Source organism: Chitinophaga caseinilytica (genome assembly GCF_038396765.1).
GTDB lineage: Bacteria > Bacteroidota > Bacteroidia > Chitinophagales > Chitinophagaceae > Chitinophaga > Chitinophaga caseinilytica.
Genome location: NZ_CP150096.1, coordinates 3,458,168 through 3,475,868, shown reverse-complemented (window position 1 = coordinate 3,475,868; position 17,701 = coordinate 3,458,168). Strand labels below are relative to the sequence as shown.

General features: G+C 56.3%; 8 protein-coding genes. 2 read left to right on the top strand and 6 right to left on the bottom strand.

Going from position 1 to position 17,701, the window contains the following annotated elements; translation table 11 throughout:
- Positions 1–65: 65 nt before the first annotated feature.
- Together WJU22_RS14120 and WJU22_RS14115 are read right to left on the bottom strand one after the other, a co-directional pair.
- Positions 66–1,688, bottom strand: a complete 1,623-nt coding sequence (locus WJU22_RS14120; RefSeq protein WP_341843779.1) for a RagB/SusD family nutrient uptake outer membrane protein — start codon at positions 1,686–1,688, stop codon at positions 66–68.
- A gap of 55 nt (positions 1,689–1,743) precedes the next feature.
- Positions 1,744–4,860, bottom strand: a complete 3,117-nt coding sequence (locus WJU22_RS14115) for a TonB-dependent receptor (protein WP_341838828.1) — start codon at positions 4,858–4,860, stop codon at positions 1,744–1,746.
- 686 nt (positions 4,861–5,546) lie between these two features.
- On the opposite strand from WJU22_RS14115, the gene WJU22_RS14110 reads away from it, so the two are divergent.
- Positions 5,547–7,565, top strand: coding sequence for a glycoside hydrolase family 2 protein (locus WJU22_RS14110; RefSeq protein ID WP_341838827.1), 2,019 nt, complete (start codon positions 5,547–5,549; stop codon positions 7,563–7,565).
- A gap of 149 nt (positions 7,566–7,714) precedes the next feature.
- Here the strand turns inward: WJU22_RS14110 and WJU22_RS14105 are convergent, their stop codons facing one another.
- The 4 genes from WJU22_RS14105 to WJU22_RS14090 all read right to left on the bottom strand — a co-directional run bounded on the left by WJU22_RS14105 (position 7,715) and on the right by WJU22_RS14090 (position 14,267).
- A complete protein-coding gene (locus WJU22_RS14105; RefSeq protein ID WP_341838826.1) occupies positions 7,715–9,262 on the bottom strand; it encodes a SusD/RagB family nutrient-binding outer membrane lipoprotein in 1,548 nt (515 codons plus the stop codon).
- A gap of 10 nt (positions 9,263–9,272) precedes the next feature.
- Entirely contained in the window at positions 9,273–12,515 is a 3,243-nt protein-coding gene (locus WJU22_RS14100) for a SusC/RagA family TonB-linked outer membrane protein (RefSeq protein ID WP_341838825.1), read from the bottom strand.
- A gap of 188 nt (positions 12,516–12,703) precedes the next feature.
- Complete coding sequence (locus WJU22_RS14095; protein WP_341838824.1) at positions 12,704–13,669, bottom strand: FecR family protein; 966 nt, start codon at positions 13,667–13,669, stop codon at positions 12,704–12,706.
- 22 nt (positions 13,670–13,691) lie between these two features.
- Entirely contained in the window at positions 13,692–14,267 is a 576-nt protein-coding gene (locus WJU22_RS14090) for an RNA polymerase sigma factor (RefSeq protein WP_341838823.1), read from the bottom strand.
- 93 nt (positions 14,268–14,360) lie between these two features.
- Between WJU22_RS14090 and WJU22_RS14085 the strand changes: the two genes are divergently transcribed.
- Positions 14,361–17,699, top strand: coding sequence for an SNF2-related protein (locus WJU22_RS14085; protein ID WP_341838822.1), 3,339 nt, complete (start codon positions 14,361–14,363; stop codon positions 17,697–17,699).
- Positions 17,700–17,701 lie beyond the last annotated feature (2 nt).

Sequence of the window (17,701 nt, the reverse complement as noted above, 5' to 3'; positions counted from 1 at the left end):
TTGACAAATAAAAACTCCCCGACTGGAAAATCAGAGAGTGTTTATCAATCAAGATTGTATTAAAATCAGTAGCCAGGGTTTTGTTTGCCCTGCAATTTCGGATTCTGTTCGATCACGCTTTGCGGTATGGGGAATAAATAGTTTTTGTTGGCGAAAAATTTCCGGTCGCCGCCGCGCGCGTCTACCGGCGCGTATTGCAGCGATCCGTTGGGCGCCACGGTAATGGAAATCCCGCGCAGGGGGCGGTTCAGGTTCACTTCGGCGATTTTCCAGCGGATGAGGTCCCAGTAACGCTTGTCTTCAAACGCCAATTCCACCCTTCTTTCCCGGCGGATGGCCGTGCGCATCTGGTCTTTGCCCATGCCCGCCGGCAGGCCGGTGAGATCGGAGCGGCCACGTACAGCGTCTACCGCGGCGTATACCGTTGCATCGGGGCCTACGGCTTCGTTCTGCGCTTCGGCATAGTTCAGCAGCACTTCCGCATACCGGAAAATGATGTAGTTCTGGTAGCTGGTGAAGCCGTCCCAGCTGGCGGCGCCCAGCGTAATATCGGTGGCCATGCGCTTGCGGGGATAATACCCGGTTTGGCCGGCATCGTCGCGGTCGGTGAGGTCTATCTCGTTGGGGCTTCCGATCCCGCGGCGGGTGAAAATCGTATCGTTGTAGAACCAGGAGCCGTCATATACGATAGACTGGTAAAAACGTTTTTCCCGGTTTTCGTACGGCTTTTGCGGGTTGTAGCCGGACGTGGGGTCGGTGATGACTTTCCCGTTGGCCATGGCATAGTCTTCCACGAGGTCTTGCGTGGGGTTCATGCCGCCCCAGGAGGTTTCTGCGCCGCCTTTGGTGAACGTGGGGCCGATGAGCCCGTCGAGGCTGCCGCCTTTGCCCGATCCCGGGGGCGCGTATTCGCGGTAGAGAATGGATTCTTTGCTGGCGTTGCCTTTGCTGAGGAACAGCGCCGCGTAGTCGGGATCGAGGTCGTAATCCAGCTCGTCCATGATTTTTTTATTGCTCGCGGCAGCGGCGGCCCAATTCCCGGCAAACAGCTCACACCAGCCTTTCAGCGCCATGGCGGCACCTTTCCCGATCTTGCCGGAATTTGGCACGGGCGGCAGGTCGGCGTAGATGGCGGCGCATTCGTCGGTAATGAATTTCAGTGTTTCTGCGGAAGTGTTGCGTGCCCGGAACACGTCGTTGCCCTGTGTTTCCACGTCGAGCACATCGGTGATCACGGGTACGCCGCCGAAGGCCATCCAGAGGTTGTGGTAAAAATAGGCGCGCAGAAAGCGGGCCTGGGCCAGCCTTCCTTTTTTATAATCGGCGGAAAGAGAGGAAGATGCGGTCACGTTCTTGATGAACACGTTGCATTTGCGAATATAGGTGTAGTTGGTAGACCAGTTGTACATATTGCTCACTTCGCCCGACAGGCCTGCGTTTGCGGGAGAATAGAGTGCTTGCTGGACGAGCGTCCGGGAGGTGGGCCAGGCAAATCCGCAGATCGCATTGTCTGACCAGTTCTCTACCGGATCGTACCAGTTGTTGCCGTCGGGCAGGCTGCGGTAGATATCGTTCAGGAAAAGGTCGGAAGCGCCGGGATCGGTCCAGACATTGGCGTCTGTAAGCCTGTCGCGCGGTTCCACATCCAGTTGTTTGTCTGAACAGGATGTCAGCGAAGCTGCCCCCATCAACAAACAGCATCCGATTATCGATATATGCTTTTTCATCATCTCGGTCAAAATTTTAGAAATTAACGTTTAAGCCCACGGTGATCACTTTCTGCTGCGGATAATAGTTCCCGTTGCTGGCGCTCGCTTCCGGGTCGAAATCCTTCATGTCTTTTGCCCAGGTAATGAGATTCTGCCCGGACACATATGCGCGGACGGACTGCAGGCGCGCTTTTGCGACGAGGTCTTTCGGCAGGGAATATCCCAGTTCCACGGATTTCATGCGGAGGTAGTTCACTTTCCGCATCCACCAGTCAGACACCTGCGTGGAATTCTGGCTGGGTTGCGGCAGTACGCGGGGATAGAGCGCCCCGGTGTTGGTGGGCGTCCAGTAGTCGAGCGTGGTGGCCAATGCAGAGCCGCTGTTGAAAAAAGGGTACGCGGCCTGGCCGTTCAGCAGGAAACTCCCGGCGCCGGCGCCCTGGAAGAGCAGGTTCAGGTCGATGCCTTTGTAGGAGATGGTGGGCGAGAAACCGTAGATCAGCTGGGGCGTAGACGGGTTGCCGATGACTTTCTGGTCGTTGGCGTCGATCTTCTTGTCGCCGTTCACGTCTTCGTACATGATATCTCCCGGGCGGAGGGTGCCGAATTGCGCCACATCGTACTCCCCGCCATCGATGATGCCGTTGCCGTTCTTATCGTCGCTTTGCTGGAAGAGGCGGATGGCGTGATAGCCGAACTGCGTGCCGATGGGCCGGCCGGTCTGCTTCCGGTTGGGATTGTTGAAAGTAGCGGGCAGTTCGAAAATCTCCACGTATTTATTCTTCGCGTAAGTAGCGTTGGCCACGAGGCTCACCCGCAAATCCCGCGTGATGTCGTAGGTTGATCCGATGCTGAAATCGAAACCTCGGTTGCTAACCGCCGCGGAGTTCGACTGCGGCAGCCCTATCCCGTATTCCGCCGGCACCTTGTTCTGGTTGGCGATGAGGATATCGTTGCGCTTCTCGATGAAGTAATCGGCTTCCATGGTGAACAGGCCTTTCAGCACGGAGATCTCAAACCCGATGTTCGTTTTCTTGGCTTTTTCCCAGGTGATGGCCGCGTTGCCAGGCGCTGTTTCCTGGAGCCCCTGCGAGCTGGCGCCACCGAAAACGGCATTGTTGCTCAACAGCGAAAACGCGCTCAGGTACTGGAACGGCGCCAACACACCCCCGATGTAAGGCAGGGCGCCGCTTTCGCCGTAGGAGCCACGGATCTTCAGATTATCCAGCCAGGCAACGTTTTCCATGAACTTCTCTTCTGAAACCCTCCAACCCGCAGAGAACGCCGGGAAGAGCTGGTACCGCTGCCCGGGCGCGAACACGTAATGCCCGTCGTACCGCCCGGAAGCTTCGAACATGTATTTGCCGGCGTACGCATAGGTAAGGCGGAAGATCATCCCCCGCTGCTTCAACTCTCCCGAAGAGCCGCTGTTCGACAGGTCGTTGGCATTGGAACTGCCGTTGTTCAGCTCCGGAATCCCTACGTTATAGTTTACCCGTCCCGCCCCGAAACTGGTCGATTTGGTGTTGCGGGACTCCAGTACCAGCGTGGCGCCCACATCGCTCTTGCCGAAGCTGTTGGCATATGTCAGGAAGCCCTGGTAGGTGAATGCCTGGCTTTGCCCGAAAGAAACGTTGTACGTAGGTTTCTGCGGCCCGTCAGACCCGATCTGCGTGATGGTATATGGACGGGTAGACGCATCCGTGATCGCATAATACGGGATGGGCGTAGCCCAGGTTTTCACCGTGCCGCCGTTGGGATCGTTGTAGTCATAACTGAACACGGCTTTGGCGGTAAGGCCTTTGAGGGGCAGCTTTTGTTCCACGCTCACCTGGCTCAGGAGAATCTGGCGGAGATCGTTGGAATAGCCGCTTTTGTAGATGTTACCGTATGCCGAGCGACCGATGTACGAGCCCCAGAGCCCGTTGCTGAAGAGCACCGGCGCCACGGGGGGCGTGCGGTACAGCTGGTCGAATATGCTGCCGGCGGAACGGGCGGGATAGCGCCTGTCTTCCACCCTGCCGCTCAGCGATATGCTGAACTTCGTGGTGTTCGTTACCTGGGCTTCTACGTTCGATGTAAGATTATAGCGTTTGAAATTGGTGGGGCCCCACATGCCGTCCTGCGACAGGTACCCCAGCGCCCCGAAGTATTTCACTTTCTCCGAGCCGCCGGAAACGGACAGGTTGTGCCCCATCATGGGCGCGTTCCGGTTGATGAGCGTGCGCAGCGGATCGTTCACGGGGAACAGGTCGGGGTCGGAGCCGTCTTTGTATTTCTGGAGCGCGTTATCGTCGTACACCGGCGCCGTGCCTGCGTTGGCGGCGGCCGCATTGCGCATGGTGGCGTATTCGAAGGAGGTCACCATTTTCGGCAGCACGGTCGGGTTTTGCCAGCCGTAATAGCCGTTGTAAGACAGTTGCGGTTTGCCGGCGGAACCTTTTTTCGTGGTCACGAGGATCACGCCGTTGGCGCCCGCTACGCCGTAGGGCGCTACGGCCGCGGCGTCTTTCAGGATGGTGAAGCTGGCCACGCTGTTGGGGTCCAGCTGCTGGAAGCTGCGCGGGACGCCGTCTACGATCACCAGGGGCGCGGTGTTGCCGGTGGTGCTGAAGCCGCGGATGAGGATGGAAGAACCATCGTAGCCGGGCTCGCCGCTTCCCTGCTTGAAGATCACGCCCGGCACGCGGCCGCCCAGCGCGTTGCTGAGGTTGGCCACCGGCAGGCTCGCCACTTCGGAGCCCTTGATGCTGGAAACGGCCGCCGTGAGCGAGGTACGCTTCTGCGTGCCATATCCCACCACGATCACTTCGTCCAGTTTTTTGTCGAGCGGCTGGAGCACGAACCGGATATCGGTCTGATCGCCGACCGCGATCTCCATGGGCGACGAAGCCATGTGCGTGGCCACGAGCACCACATTTTCCCCAGAAACGGAAATGGAGAACTTGCCGTTATCGTCCGTAATCGCGTTGGCCGGACGGCCCTTGATGGAAATGGTAGCACCCGGTAAGGGTTGGCCCTGTTCATTCACCACCGTTCCCGTCACCTTCCGCGTAGCCTGCGAAAAGCCCGGGAAATGGATGAACTGGAATAGCAGGATGAATAATCCACTGACCAAAGGAAGAACGTGGTGTTGTTTACCCAATTTCATTAGATGCGTGTTTTAGTTTAGTATACCTGAACCTGTTTCCCAACAGGATGCCGATGGCCGATCAGGGATCGCCCGGAAATAGACATGCATGGCCGCATGTATCAAATGGTAAGACGGAAATGCTGTTTCGTCAAAAATGCTGATGTCTGGTGCTAATCGTCGTTTTTCATAACTGTAAGACCATGGAATGTGGCGCCAATCATGCTTCATCCGGCGCCGGATTCATAATAATTACCTTTCGTTCCATACATGCGCATTGCAGCGCAGTGCAGCTTTCGTTCGCCAGGCTAATGGTTTCGCGGTATGTTCAGGTTTTAATAATGGCTTCCTGTGTTGCTTATCATACCGGGTTTACAACAATACGGGAAAGAAACGGGCGCTATTCATTTCACTGCTATCCGATCGCCTCGCCACACTTCTGACTTATTGCTCACTGCTTATATCATACAAAACTTCGAGTACTGTTCGCGGATGTTACCGTAACGATGACGCGCACGTCAAAACCAACGGTAACGCTACAAAACTAGGCGTAATCCATAGCCCGGCCAATGGACTAACTAACTGATAGAATGGACAATCTTATGATCCGCAGGCAGTCTTTCCGAATCGTATGTATCTTGTTCCCGCATGCAGGATGCATGTACGGATTCCACTTTTCACCCAATCGATTGTAAACTTTCCACATCATGAGATGGACATTCACATTTCTCACGGCCGCGTTACTGCTGTTTCAATGCAAGACCTTCGCCCAACGCGTTGCATCACCGGAAGAGGTAACGGTTTCCCTGGACGGGGATTGGTTGTTTTGTATCGACTCGCTGGATGCAGGGGCCCCTGCGCGCTGGTTTGCCACAACACTCCCGGCCCAAATATCAAGAACGGTAAAAGTGCCGCACACCTGGAATGTTGACCCCGGCACCGAAGAATACTACGGCACCGCCTGGTACCAACGGGAAATCGACATCCCGCAGGAAACGAAAGGCAAGACCGTTCGCCTGAAATTCAACGCCGTGTACCGCGACGCCGTTATCTATCTCAACGGCCAGCAAATCGCAAAACACTACGGTTCCGGCTACACTGCTTTTTATGCAGACGCGTCGAAAGCGGCCCGGAAAGGGAAAAACCTGCTGACCGTTTCCGTGAACAATCAATTCTCCACCTCCGCGCTCCCTTACGGCAAATCGTTCGACTGGGCCAACGACGGCGGTATCACGCGAAGCGTATCCCTCCATATTTCCAACCCATCGGGCATCGATTATATTTTGGCCGATGCAAGACCCGTTCCCGGAACGAAAGCCGGCCAACTGCGGGTCCAGACCGTCCTGCTCGACAGAAAATCCCAAAAACCACTGCGCACCCGCGTATCCGTGACCGATGCGGCACAACAGACCGTATTTACGCAAACGCAAAACGGAACGCCGCAAAACGGCAAACTGACAACAACGGTACAAATCCCCGAAGTCCAGCGCTGGCATTTCGATCACCCGAACCTCTACCAGGTACGCGTAGAGGTGATGGACAAAAACACTGTTATCGCCACCAAAACCGTCCCCGTCGGCTTCCGCAGCATCGAGGCCCGCAATGGAAAAATCTTTTTGAACGGCGAACCGGTAAGATTGTCTGCCGTGGAATGGATGCCTGGCTCCCATCCGGACTACGGCATGGCCGAACCCGCGGCTATCCTCTACGGCAACCTGGAACACCTCAAAAAACTGAACGCCGTTTTCACCCGGTTCCATTGGCAGCAGGATGAGACGTTGCTGGACTGGTGCGACCGAAACGGCCTGCTCGTCCAGGAAGAAATACCGCTTTGGGGTGGCGCTACCGTGCTCGATTCCATCAAATCCGTTGCCATGATGCAGGCCGATGAAATGGTGCTCCACCATTTCAACCACCCTTCCGTCATCGCCTGGGGCGTGGGCAACGAGCATTCCGGCCAATACCAGCCTACGCACGACTATGTAAAACACATGTACGGATACATCAAGGCGATGGACAGCAGCCGCCTCGTCAATTACGTCAGCAATACCATCCAGTACAATCCCAAACTGGACGCCACCGTTTTTGGGGACGTCATTATGTGGAACGAATATTTCGAGACCTGGTTCGGCGGCAAAATGACGGATGCCCCGGCGATGCTGGACAGCATCCACAAATACCACCCGGAAAAACCCATCGTTGTTTCGGAATACGGGCTTTGCGAGCCGGCGTTCAGCGGCGGCGATCCCCGCCGGATCGCGCACATGATCAGTCATACTGCCCTTTACGAAACACGGCCTTTCGTAGCCGGCGCCATTTACTTTTCCCTGAACGATTACCGGACGTTCATCGGTGAAGAAGGAACGGGCAAGCGCCGCCAAAGGGTGCACGGCATGATCTCGCTCGATGGTGAGCTGAAACCCTCCTATCACATGCTGAAAAACCTCTTCAGCCCGATCATCGTGACCAGCATGCAATCTTCCCCCGACCGGGAAAATATATCCGTCACCGTTACCATTCCGGGCGGCATGCCGGCGTACACGTTAAAAGGATATACGGCGCGGGTTTCCAGCGCATCGGACGCGGGCGAAATGCTGCGGCTGCCCATCATGGAACCGGGAAAACAATACAAATTCACACTAAAAAACCAGGATGGGGAAAACAGGCAGGTAGTGTTCAGTCGCCCCGGCGGGTACGCTGTGATATCGGTCCCGGTCAACAGGTAAATTCATTGCACATACAAAAGGCCTCCCGGTACCGGGAGGCCTTTTGTGTTCCGACAGGATTCGGGGACGGTTGCTTCGCTCTCGAAAATCCCCGCCCCCAGCCGATCTCCGGCTTCCTGCCTGTGCATCGCTGCGATATTATCAGGGAATCATCTCTTATCCCACCAAACCGGCTTGAGCCAGTCGTTTTTTCCACCCATCCGTTGCAGGGCTTCCTGGTAGTTGGCCGTGTTGTTGAACGCTTCCGTTCCGGGATAGAACAACCGTAGGAAAGGGACTTTATTCGTTTCCGATTCGGTACCCACATCTTCGATCTCTTCCAATACCGGATACCCCGTGCGGCGCTGGTTGGCGAACGATTCGTAGCCGTTGGGGAAGAGCGCCACCCATTTCTGCATATTAATGTGCTTGAGCACCGTGTCTGCCGGCAGCCCCGTGAGCGGATGCGCTGTCACGAAAGCGTCTACCTGCGGTTGCGGAACGGGGTCCATTCCGGGGTACATTTCCAGCTGCTTCATGGCGGCGCGGATGCCGTTATGGTAGAACTGTTGCGGGTTGGTGCCAGCCCAGCCACGGGCGGCCGCTTCCGCCAGCAGGAACTGTACTTCGGCATACCCCATGTGCAGGAAGGAGGCTTGTAATTGGACGAAAGGCCGGTTGATGACACAGAATTTGTTGGCATGGGGGATGACGCGGCCACCGGGCGCGGTAAAATCTCCCCAGTTATCCCACCAGTAAAGGCCGGACTGCACGGACATATAACCCGTTAAAGCGGTGATATCTTCTCCGGCAGGGTCGCGGTTGATGAAGAAGCGCGACAGCCGGGGATCGCTGTGATACTTCAGGTATTGCACGAAGGTGTTGGTACCGATCGTATACAGGAAGGAGGATTCTTCATGGAAAGCCTGTGAGAGGCCGTTGCCGCGGAGGTCGGGGAAACCGAAGTTTTCGTGGATGATCTTGAAATTATCGTCGGCGCTCGCCATCACGCCCGCATCCACCGCCGCTTTCACTTCCCGCGCGGCCATGTTGGCGTCGATTTTGGACAGGCGCATGCCGAGCCGCAACCGGAGCGAATTGGCCAGTTTCTTCCAGCGGTCTACGTTGCCGTTGAAGACGATATCGTTCAGGAGCGCCTGTTTACCGGCGTCGAACTGGGCCGTTGCCTCGGTCAGTTCCTTGAACAGGTCTTTGTAGATTTCCTGCTGAAGGTCGTACTTCGGCGTATAGATCTTGCCGTAATAAGCGATGCCGGCCTGGGAATAGGGCACATCGCCGTAGGCGTCCGTCAACAGCGAAAAGATGTACGCTTTCAGGATGCGGCCGGCGGCGATATAGTTCACCAGGTCAGGATCGTTCTTTGAGCGTTCGATCATATCGATGAGCTGTTTGAGGCTTCTCCCGTAGAAGATCTCCCACATCCGCTCGCCGTAAAAATCGTTGCGGATGTATTTCCCGCCGAAGCGCATGCCCCACGCGCCGCTCACGTACTGCGACCGCGGCAGGAAATAATACATGATGGGATAGCCCGTTTCCCTGCCGCCGCTCAGGTAATAGGCCGCGGCGGTCAACTGCTGCCCCGGGGCGATCTCCGCGCCGCGCGTCGGGTCTGTATTGATGGAATCGAAATCTTTCGTGCAACTGCCGGCGCCCACGAGGGCCAGGCAACTGATCAGTATATATGGAACGATTTTCATGTTGACCGTTTTAGAATTTTGCATAAAGGTTGACGCCGTAGGTTCTGCGCGTGGGGAGCGATCCGTACTCAAAACCCTGGCCGTTGCTGTTGTTGTAGCTGGATTCGGGGTCTACGTTGGGTACGTGCTTGCTGATGGTGAACAGGTTCCGCCCGATGAGCGATATCGCCAGTTCCCTGAAAATCCCGTTCCCCAGGAACGATTTCGGGAAGGTGTAATCGATATTCAGCTGGCGGATCTTCACGAAAGAGGCGTCGTAGATGAACTGTTCGGGAATATTGTCGGTCACGCGTTGCCACCATGCCTGGGGGCTCACGAATGCGGAAACGTCTTCGTAAATGGGCTTCCCGTCTGCATCGGTCCCCGTCTGGCGAACGCCGCTTACCGAACGGCCGCCGGTCGGTTTCCAGTTGCCGGGCGTTTGCCCTGCCGCCAGGCGCGCCCTTTCAGATTCCGCCCAGCCTTCGCGGCCTTCCAGCGTGGCTTTGTGCCGGCCGTTGGCATGCGCGAGGAGGTTGGTCATGGAATAGATGTGCCCGCCCTGCTTGATATCCAGCAAAATGCCGAGGGAAATGTTTTTATAGGTGAACCGGTTGTTGACACCGCCGATCCATTCGTACTGTCCGCTGCCGATCTGCGTATCCGTAGGGTCGTACAGCGGCAGGTTGTTGGCGTCGAGCACGATCTTGCCCTGCGGGCTGCGCAGGAACTTCCTCCCCACGATGATCCCGAATTCCTCCCCTTCTTCCGCCACGATCGAGGCATTGGCCCAACGCGCCTGCGCCAGGGTATAATATCCGGACACGAGCGGGCTCAGTTCGAGGATCTTGTTCCGGTTCCGCGCGAAGTTCACATTCACATCCCAGTTGAAGTGCTTGGTGGTGACGGGTTTGCCGAGCAACGTCACCTCGATGCCGCGGTTGCGCACGTTCCCGGAGTTGATCACGGCGCTGGTATACCCGCTGGATGAGGAGATCGGCGCGTTGAGTATCTGGTTCCGGGTGTTGGACTGGTACCAGGTAACATCCAGGTTCAGGCGGTTGTTGAAGAAGACGAGATTGGCGCCGGCTTCGTACGACTTGCTGATACTGGGCTTCAGGTCGCTGAACGGCACCTTGTCCACCGCCACCCCGCCGATCGCATATCCACCCACGATCGGCACATCGGGATTGCTGCCGTAGGTCAGCTTCAGCTGATAAGGCTCAACAGCGTCCGTTCCTGTTTGCGCAGCGGAGAAGCGCAGTTTCCCGAAAGTCAATGCCCCGCTTTTCGGCAACAGCTCCGTAAACACGAAACTGAGCGACGCCGAGGGATAGAAGAAGGAATTCCGGCCCATGGCGAGCGTCGACGACCAGTCGTTCCTGCCCGTCAAATCCAGATAAAGGAAATTCTCGTAAGCCAGGTTCACGGCGCCATACACGGAATTAATGCGTTTGCGTAGAATCTGCTCATTGCTCAGTTTCGTTTTGAAGTTATTGATGCTCCGCACACCGCGCACGCTCATATCCCGGCCGGTCGTATTGAGGAGGTTTTCGCGGTAATCCATGCGGTTGGCGCCGAGGTTGCCGCCGATCCAGAAACGTTTCACCTGTTTGCCATAGTTCAGCATCACTTCGGTATTGGTTTCGCGGAAAACGCGGTCTTTCAGGTTGATCATCCCGCTTTGGTTGAACGGGGTCGACACTTCCATGAACTCCCGGAACCCGAAGCGCGAGTAATCCGTTCCCGTCCTGGCCTGGACAGACAGTTCGGGGAGTAATTGATATTTAAACTGCACAAAACCGTTGAGGCGGTCCTGGCGGCTGTCGTTCGGCTGTTCGTAAATGGCCCAGTAAGGGTTTACCTGGTATTGCTGGTTGTTCCAGTTGATATAGTTCCCGGTAACGGGGTCTTTATATTCCTTGAGCCAGTTGATGTCGATATTGGGCGCGATCCCGCTCAGCACGTACCCGATGTTGTTCGGATTGTCTGACAGGGCCGGACGGTTGTTTACCTTTTCGTTGAGGTAGGTGATCTTGGCGTCCATGGTAAGTTTGGACGTCAGCTGCGAAGTACCGCGCAGGGAAAAGTTATGCCGGTTCAGGCCGCTTTCGGGAACGATGTCCTTATTGTTGACGTTGGTATAGGTAAACCGGAGCTGGGCTTTATCGCTGCCGGTAGACACGGAAACCGAGTTGGTGAGCGTAAGGCCGGTGCGGAAGAAGTTCGGGATGGGATTGCGGGCTTTGCTGTAGGGCACCTGTTTGCCGTTCCAGAGCCAGGTGAGGCTGTCGGCGGTCATTTTCGGGCCCCAGCTCGCCTGGGAGTAGCCGCGGGCGGTGGCCACATCGCGCGGGAGCATGCCGTCGCGGCCATTGCCGTAGGTATCCTGGAATTCGTAGCTGGCGTTCAGTTTCTCGAGCACGGAATTGGAGGTAACTTCCACTTCCAGCCCTTGCCGGCTGCCTTTTTTAGTGGTGATGAGGATCACACCGTTGGCGGCGCGGCTGCCGTAGAGCGCCGTGGCGGCGCCGCCTTTCAGGACGGATATGCTGGCCACTTCGTCGGGGTTGATGATGGAGGAACCGTCGCCGAGGTCGTACCCGCCGTACCGGTCTGCCTGTCCGGGCGAGGAATTATCCGCCGGGATGCCATCTATCACATACAAGGGCTGGTTGTTGCCGCCGATCACTTTCACGCCGCGGAGGGTCACTTTCACGGAGCCGCCCACGCCGCTGTTGGTAGCGTTGACGTCGAGCCCCGCCACGCGGCCGGTGAGCGCCTGGATGGGATTGGTTTCGCGGGCGCGGGTGAGGTCGCTCCCTTTCACGTCGGTGAACGCGTAGCCGAGCGAGCGTTGCTGCCGCCCGATCCCCAGTGCGGTAACCACCACGGTATTCATATCGATCACACGCTGCGGGGCGTTGGTATCGGCTGGTGCGGCCGGGCCGGCGGCCGCCTGTTTGATGATGATCTGGTTGCCGATGGCTTTGATGGAATATTGGGCCGGGGGAAAGATGACTTCCAGCAAATGCTGCAGCGTAGCGTCTTTCCGGCTGATGGAATATTTGGGGCGATTGGCCAGCACGCCGGTGGGATATGCGAAAGATACGCCAGCCTGCTTTTCAAGCAAGGTAAGGATCGCTTCGGCAGGCTTGTCTTCGATGGCCACCGTGAGCTTTTTCGACAGGGCATCGGGCTGGCGTTGCGCGATGGCGGCGAACGACGCGCAGACCATGGCTATGATCAGTGTAATACAAGGGATTCTTTTCATCTTTTCATTTTAAGATGTGATCTGCCGCCGGCGATGTTGGCAGACATAACGCTCCCTTCAGGATCAGCCGGCTAATCCCCCAAAGGCGGGCAATACATCTCCAAACCGGCAGGCACCGGTGATAAAATGGGAACTACGGTAAGCTTTGCTTTCTTTTGATTCTGGTTTTAAGTTTCGCTGTTACGGATTTATTTGCGTATCAATTCATAGTCTTTGTCTGAACGGCGGTTAACACGGAGGTCGAGCATTTCGGAGAGAACGGTCAGCGCCTCGTTCAATGGCATGTTGTTAAAGCGAACGGTGATCCTGCTGCCGAGCAGTTGCGCGTCTTTCACATCCAGCGAAACGCGATAATAGGAGCCCAGCGTTTCCAGCACTACCTGGAGCGACTGGTCGCTGAACGACAGGTCGCTGTTGCCCCATCCGCAGCGGTATGCGTAATTGCCTTCCGGCTGCTCCACATCCCCTGTTTTCGCATCCACCACCGCCATATTCCCGGCGGTGAGCACCACTTTCTTCCCGTTGCCTTCCACGCTCACTTTACCATCCCATACGGCTACATCACTGAAACCTTTGGTGGTATTGATGTTGAATGAAGTCCCCAACACCTTTACAAGCCCTTTCTCCAACTGCACGCTGAATTGCCGGTGCGCATCGGGGCTGATGCGGAAGAAAGCCTCGCCGGCCGTGAGCCGCACCGATCTTTCGTTGTTGTCTATCTTATATTGTACCGTGGCGCCGGGGCGCAGGAAAACATCGGAACCGTCGGGCAGGCGGAGACTGTCTTTCACGGCGTGCTGCGCGGTATAGGAAGTCCATCCCCCGTCTGTCCCCTTCATCCACCAATACCCGGCCAATATTACCACGGGCAGTATCACGGCGGCGGCACGCCACCAGGTGCGCCGCGCGGGTATCGTGCGCACCGTTGCGGATTGGGGCGCATTCGCCATATGGTCGCGCATCCTGCTCCAACCGGCCTGCATATCGAAAGGCTCGGGCAGTTGCCCGGCAGCCTCCCAGGCCCGGCGCACCTCGTCGAACCGGCGACGGTTCTCCTCCCCGGCATTCAGCCAGTCGTTCATCCGCCGCTGCTTTTCCGGGTTGCCGCTATCGGCCAGGTAGTCGATTATGAATTGGGACAGGTCGTTTTCCATATGCTTATAGTATTAAGACAATTCAGAAAGGGGATACTTTGATGCCTTCAGGAATTTTTTTCGGGCCGATCCGGCCGCGGAGGGATTTCAGGGCTACGGAGAGCTGAAAGTAAACGGTATTGACGGAAATGCCCAGCTTTTCCGCGATCTCGGAAGGCTCCAGGCCGTGGACGCGGCTGAGGAGGAGGATTTCGCGGCAACGGGGCGCCAGGGCGCCGAGGTGCTGCATCAACTCTTGCTGGAACAGGATATAATCGGATATTTCGAAGAAAGAATGGCCATCCGCCTGGAACTGGAGGATTTCCTCGCCGATGTGGCGCTTGCGCCGCTTCAGCTCGTTGATGCACAGGTTGGTGACGGCGCGGTACAGGTAACTGCGGACCTGCCCGGTAATAACGATGTCGCCTCCCCTGTCCCACAAATGGGCGAAAAGATTATGGACGATATCCTTGGCCAGGCTGCTGTCTTTCACCCACCGGAATGCCAGCAGGTAAAGGGGCTCGCTGTAGGTCGTATATAATTCCTGGAAGACCGTTACATCCCGGTTACGCAGCGCGTCGTTGGCCAGGGAGGCGGAGATGTTCGATTCGTCCTTCATTCCCGTAATAATACAAAATATTCAAATATTTTCCTTTGGGGGCGATGGCCTTGTTTTGATCAGCATCCCCGGGGCTTGCCTATATTTGCGGATATGGATTTTTCGAAAGAATGCAGGATTCCGGCTTCGGGAATCGCGACGCTTTCCGGGTACGGCCTGTTGCAATATGCCCGGAACGGAAGCTTCCTGGAGTCCCGGGAGCTGGGAGACATCTTCCCCGTTTCGCTGGAACTGAATGAAGGCGTGTTCACCAAACGAAAAGCGGCCGTCCATTTCCCCGCCGTTTCCGTTTGCCAGACCGGGAATTCCATCGTTTCCTCCTGCGCCTGCGGCGGTACAGACACCAGTCTTTGCGAGCACCAGGCGGAAGTGCTCTACGCCATCATCGAAAGAAAACAGCTCCGCGTCTTCTTCGACAAACCCCTCCGCCACAAAACACTCCTCAAAACGGCGAAGGAATACGGACTGGAAGAAGAGCCCGACCTGGACGAATATTTCAGGATCAGCGTCAAGGGCGACGATATCCTCATCGAGCCCCTCGTCAAAGCGCTCCTCCCCATCAACGACAAGCTCTTCCGCGACGAGCTCCTCCCCCTGCGCAGCTCCCCACCCAAACCGCCGCAAACCGACGATACGGAGAAACGCACCATCCTCCTGATCGACAAGCACCGCTTATACAACCAGCCCGCTTTTCAGCTCATGCAGGCCGACGTCACCCAGACCGGGAAACTCAAAAACCCGATCGATAAAATCGACCCGCTGCAGCGCATCTGGGAAAGCCAGGACCCCGCGGTCATCAAATTCCTCACCGCCATTTCCACTTTCTCCCAAAAGGAAATCGAATTCGGGCAACCCACAGATAACAACGCCCTGCGGCTCATTTTCGAAAATCCCATGCAGCTGGACGTCTACCATCACGACCGCTCCGTGTCCGAATCCATGTCTGCACGGTCGCTCTCACCCGTTCACCTGCAAATCCTCCAGGCGGAAATTTCCCTGTCCGTCTTCAAAAAATCCCCGTTTTACGAGATCACGGGAAAGTTGCTCATGAACGATACGGCCATCCCGTTCGACAAGCTCGTGCTGCGCCATCAATACTTCATTTTTTACCGCCAAACCTATTACCTCGTCGATAACCCGGACATGCTCCGCGTGATCCGTTTCTTCAAAAAGAACAACGAGATCCTGCTCGTCCACGCATCGAAATACGAAGCTTTCCTGCAGTCCGTGCTGCAATCGCTGGAACACCTCGTTCAGATCGACTACAGCTACATTCAACAGGCGACTCCCGCGCAACTCGCGGAAAGGATGTACACGACGGAGCGACTGGTGTACCTCCAGCAGCGCGACAATTACATCTACATCACGCCCGTCATGAAATACGGCGGTGTGGAAGTGCCGGTGTATTCGCGCAAGCAGCTCACGGATACCGACCGGAACGGCAATGAATTCAAGATCCGGCGCGATAACGAGGCCGAAGTGGCGCTGACCACCCTCGTCATGCACCAGCACCCGGATTTCAACGACCAGGTCCGCGAGTACGAATACTTCTATCTCCATAAAAATAAATTCCTCGACGAAGACTGGTTCCTCGACGCGTTCGAGACCTGGCGGAAGGAAGGCATTACCATCCTGGGTTTCAACGAACTGCCCGGTAACAAAAGGAACCCGCACAAAGCCCGTGTTCAGATCGAGGTGAACAGCGGGATCGACTGGTTCAACGCGCACCTCAAAGTCAGTTTCGGCAATAAATCCGCTTCGCTCAAGCAGTTGCACAAAGCCATCCGCAACAAAAGCAGGTTCGTGGAGCTGGGCGATGGCACCAGCGGCCTGCTGCCCGATGAATGGATACACCGACTCGAAAAATACTTCCAGGCAGGCGAGATAGACGCCGACATGCTGAAATTCCCGAAGATCAATTTTTCCGAAATTTCGGCGATGTTCGACAGGGAAGTGCTGAGCCAGGAATCGCAGATCGAGATCGCGCAACTGGGGCAAGCATTCCTGCCGGCGAAAGAAATCCCCGAAACGCCTGTTCCCGCGGGCTTGCAGGCAGAACTGCGGGCGTATCAGCGCGAGGGGCTGAACTGGCTGAATTATCTCGATGGATTTAATTTCGGCGGATGTTTGGCGGACGATATGGGATTGGGAAAAACCGTGCAGATCATCGCCTTTATCCTGTCCCAGCAAGAAAAAAACGGGCATGCCACCCACCTCGTGGTGGCACCGACTTCCCTGCTGTTCAACTGGCAGGAGGAATTGCAGCGTTTCGCGCCTTCCCTTTCCGTGCAGCTGCATTACGGCGCCAACCGCCTGAAGTCGGCGGACAGCGCAGGCGATTTCGATGTGGTGCTCACCAGCTACGGGACGCTCATTTCCGATATCGGTTTCCTGAAAACGTTCCGGTTCGGTTATGTCTTCCTCGACGAATCGCAGGCCATCAAAAACCCGAATTCGGAAAGGTACAAAGCCGCGCGGCTCCTGCAATCCCGCAACAGGATCGTGCTGACGGGCACGCCGGTGGAAAATAATACGGTAGACCTGTACGGCCAGCTGTCGTTCGCATGCCCGGGCCTGCTGGGCAGCAAGCAATATTTCCGGGAAATCTATTCCATCCCCATCGACCGTTTCGGATTCTCGAAGCGGGCGATGGAATTGCAGCAGAAAGTGAAACCCTTCATCCTGCGCAGGACGAAGAAGCAGGTGGCGCGGGAACTGCCGGAGAAAACGGAGATGACCATCTATTGTGAAATGAACGCCGAACAGCGGAAGATTTACGATGCGTACGAACAGGAACTGCGCGATTACATCGCCAATAAATCTGACGACGAAATCCACCGCAACAGCATGCACGTGCTCACCGGCCTCACCAAGCTGCGGCAGATATGCAATTCACCTGTTTTGCTGAAAGAAGGCCATTCCGGCGAAAATTCCGTCAAGATAGAAGTGCTGTCAGAGCAGATCGAAAACAAATCCCGCGAGCATAAAATCCTCGTCTTTTCCCAGTTCACCAGCATGCTGGACCTTATCAGGACGGAGCTGGAGAACCGGAAAATCCCATTCGAATACTTAACGGGGCAAACGAAAGACCGCGGCGCCAAAGTGACCAACTTCCAGACCAACGATGCCGTCCGCGTGTTCCTCATCAGTTTGAAAGCCGGCGGCGTGGGCCTGAACCTCACCGGCGCCGATTACGTATACCTGGTAGACCCGTGGTGGAACCCTGCCGCGGAAAACCAGGCCATCGACCGCAGTCACCGCATCGGGCAACACCGGAACGTGGTAGCGGTGCGGCTCATCTGTTCCGGGACGATCGAGGAAAAGATCAGGATATTGCAACAGCGGAAAAGCCAACTGGCGCTGGATTTGGTGAAAACCGACGGTACGATGCTGCAGCAAATGTCCAAATCCGATCTCCTGGAAATTTTATAGCG

Bases quoted from the DNA above. Each gene is read 5' to 3' on its own strand.
- WJU22_RS14120 (WP_341843779.1), bottom strand. From the start codon at position 1,688: ATGGGGGCAGCTTCGCTGACATCCTGTTCAGACAAACAACTGGATGTG.
- WJU22_RS14115 (WP_341838828.1), bottom strand. From the start codon at position 4,860: ATGAAATTGGGTAAACAACACCACGTTCTTCCTTTGGTCAGTGGATTA.
- WJU22_RS14110 (WP_341838827.1), top strand. From the start codon at position 5,547: ATGAGATGGACATTCACATTTCTCACGGCCGCGTTACTGCTGTTTCAA.
- WJU22_RS14105 (WP_341838826.1), bottom strand. From the start codon at position 9,262: ATGAAAATCGTTCCATATATACTGATCAGTTGCCTGGCCCTCGTGGGC.
- WJU22_RS14100 (WP_341838825.1), bottom strand. From the start codon at position 12,515: ATGAAAAGAATCCCTTGTATTACACTGATCATAGCCATGGTCTGCGCG.
- WJU22_RS14095 (WP_341838824.1), bottom strand. From the start codon at position 13,669: ATGGAAAACGACCTGTCCCAATTCATAATCGACTACCTGGCCGATAGC.
- WJU22_RS14090 (WP_341838823.1), bottom strand. From the start codon at position 14,267: ATGAAGGACGAATCGAACATCTCCGCCTCCCTGGCCAACGACGCGCTG.
- WJU22_RS14085 (WP_341838822.1), top strand. From the start codon at position 14,361: ATGGATTTTTCGAAAGAATGCAGGATTCCGGCTTCGGGAATCGCGACG.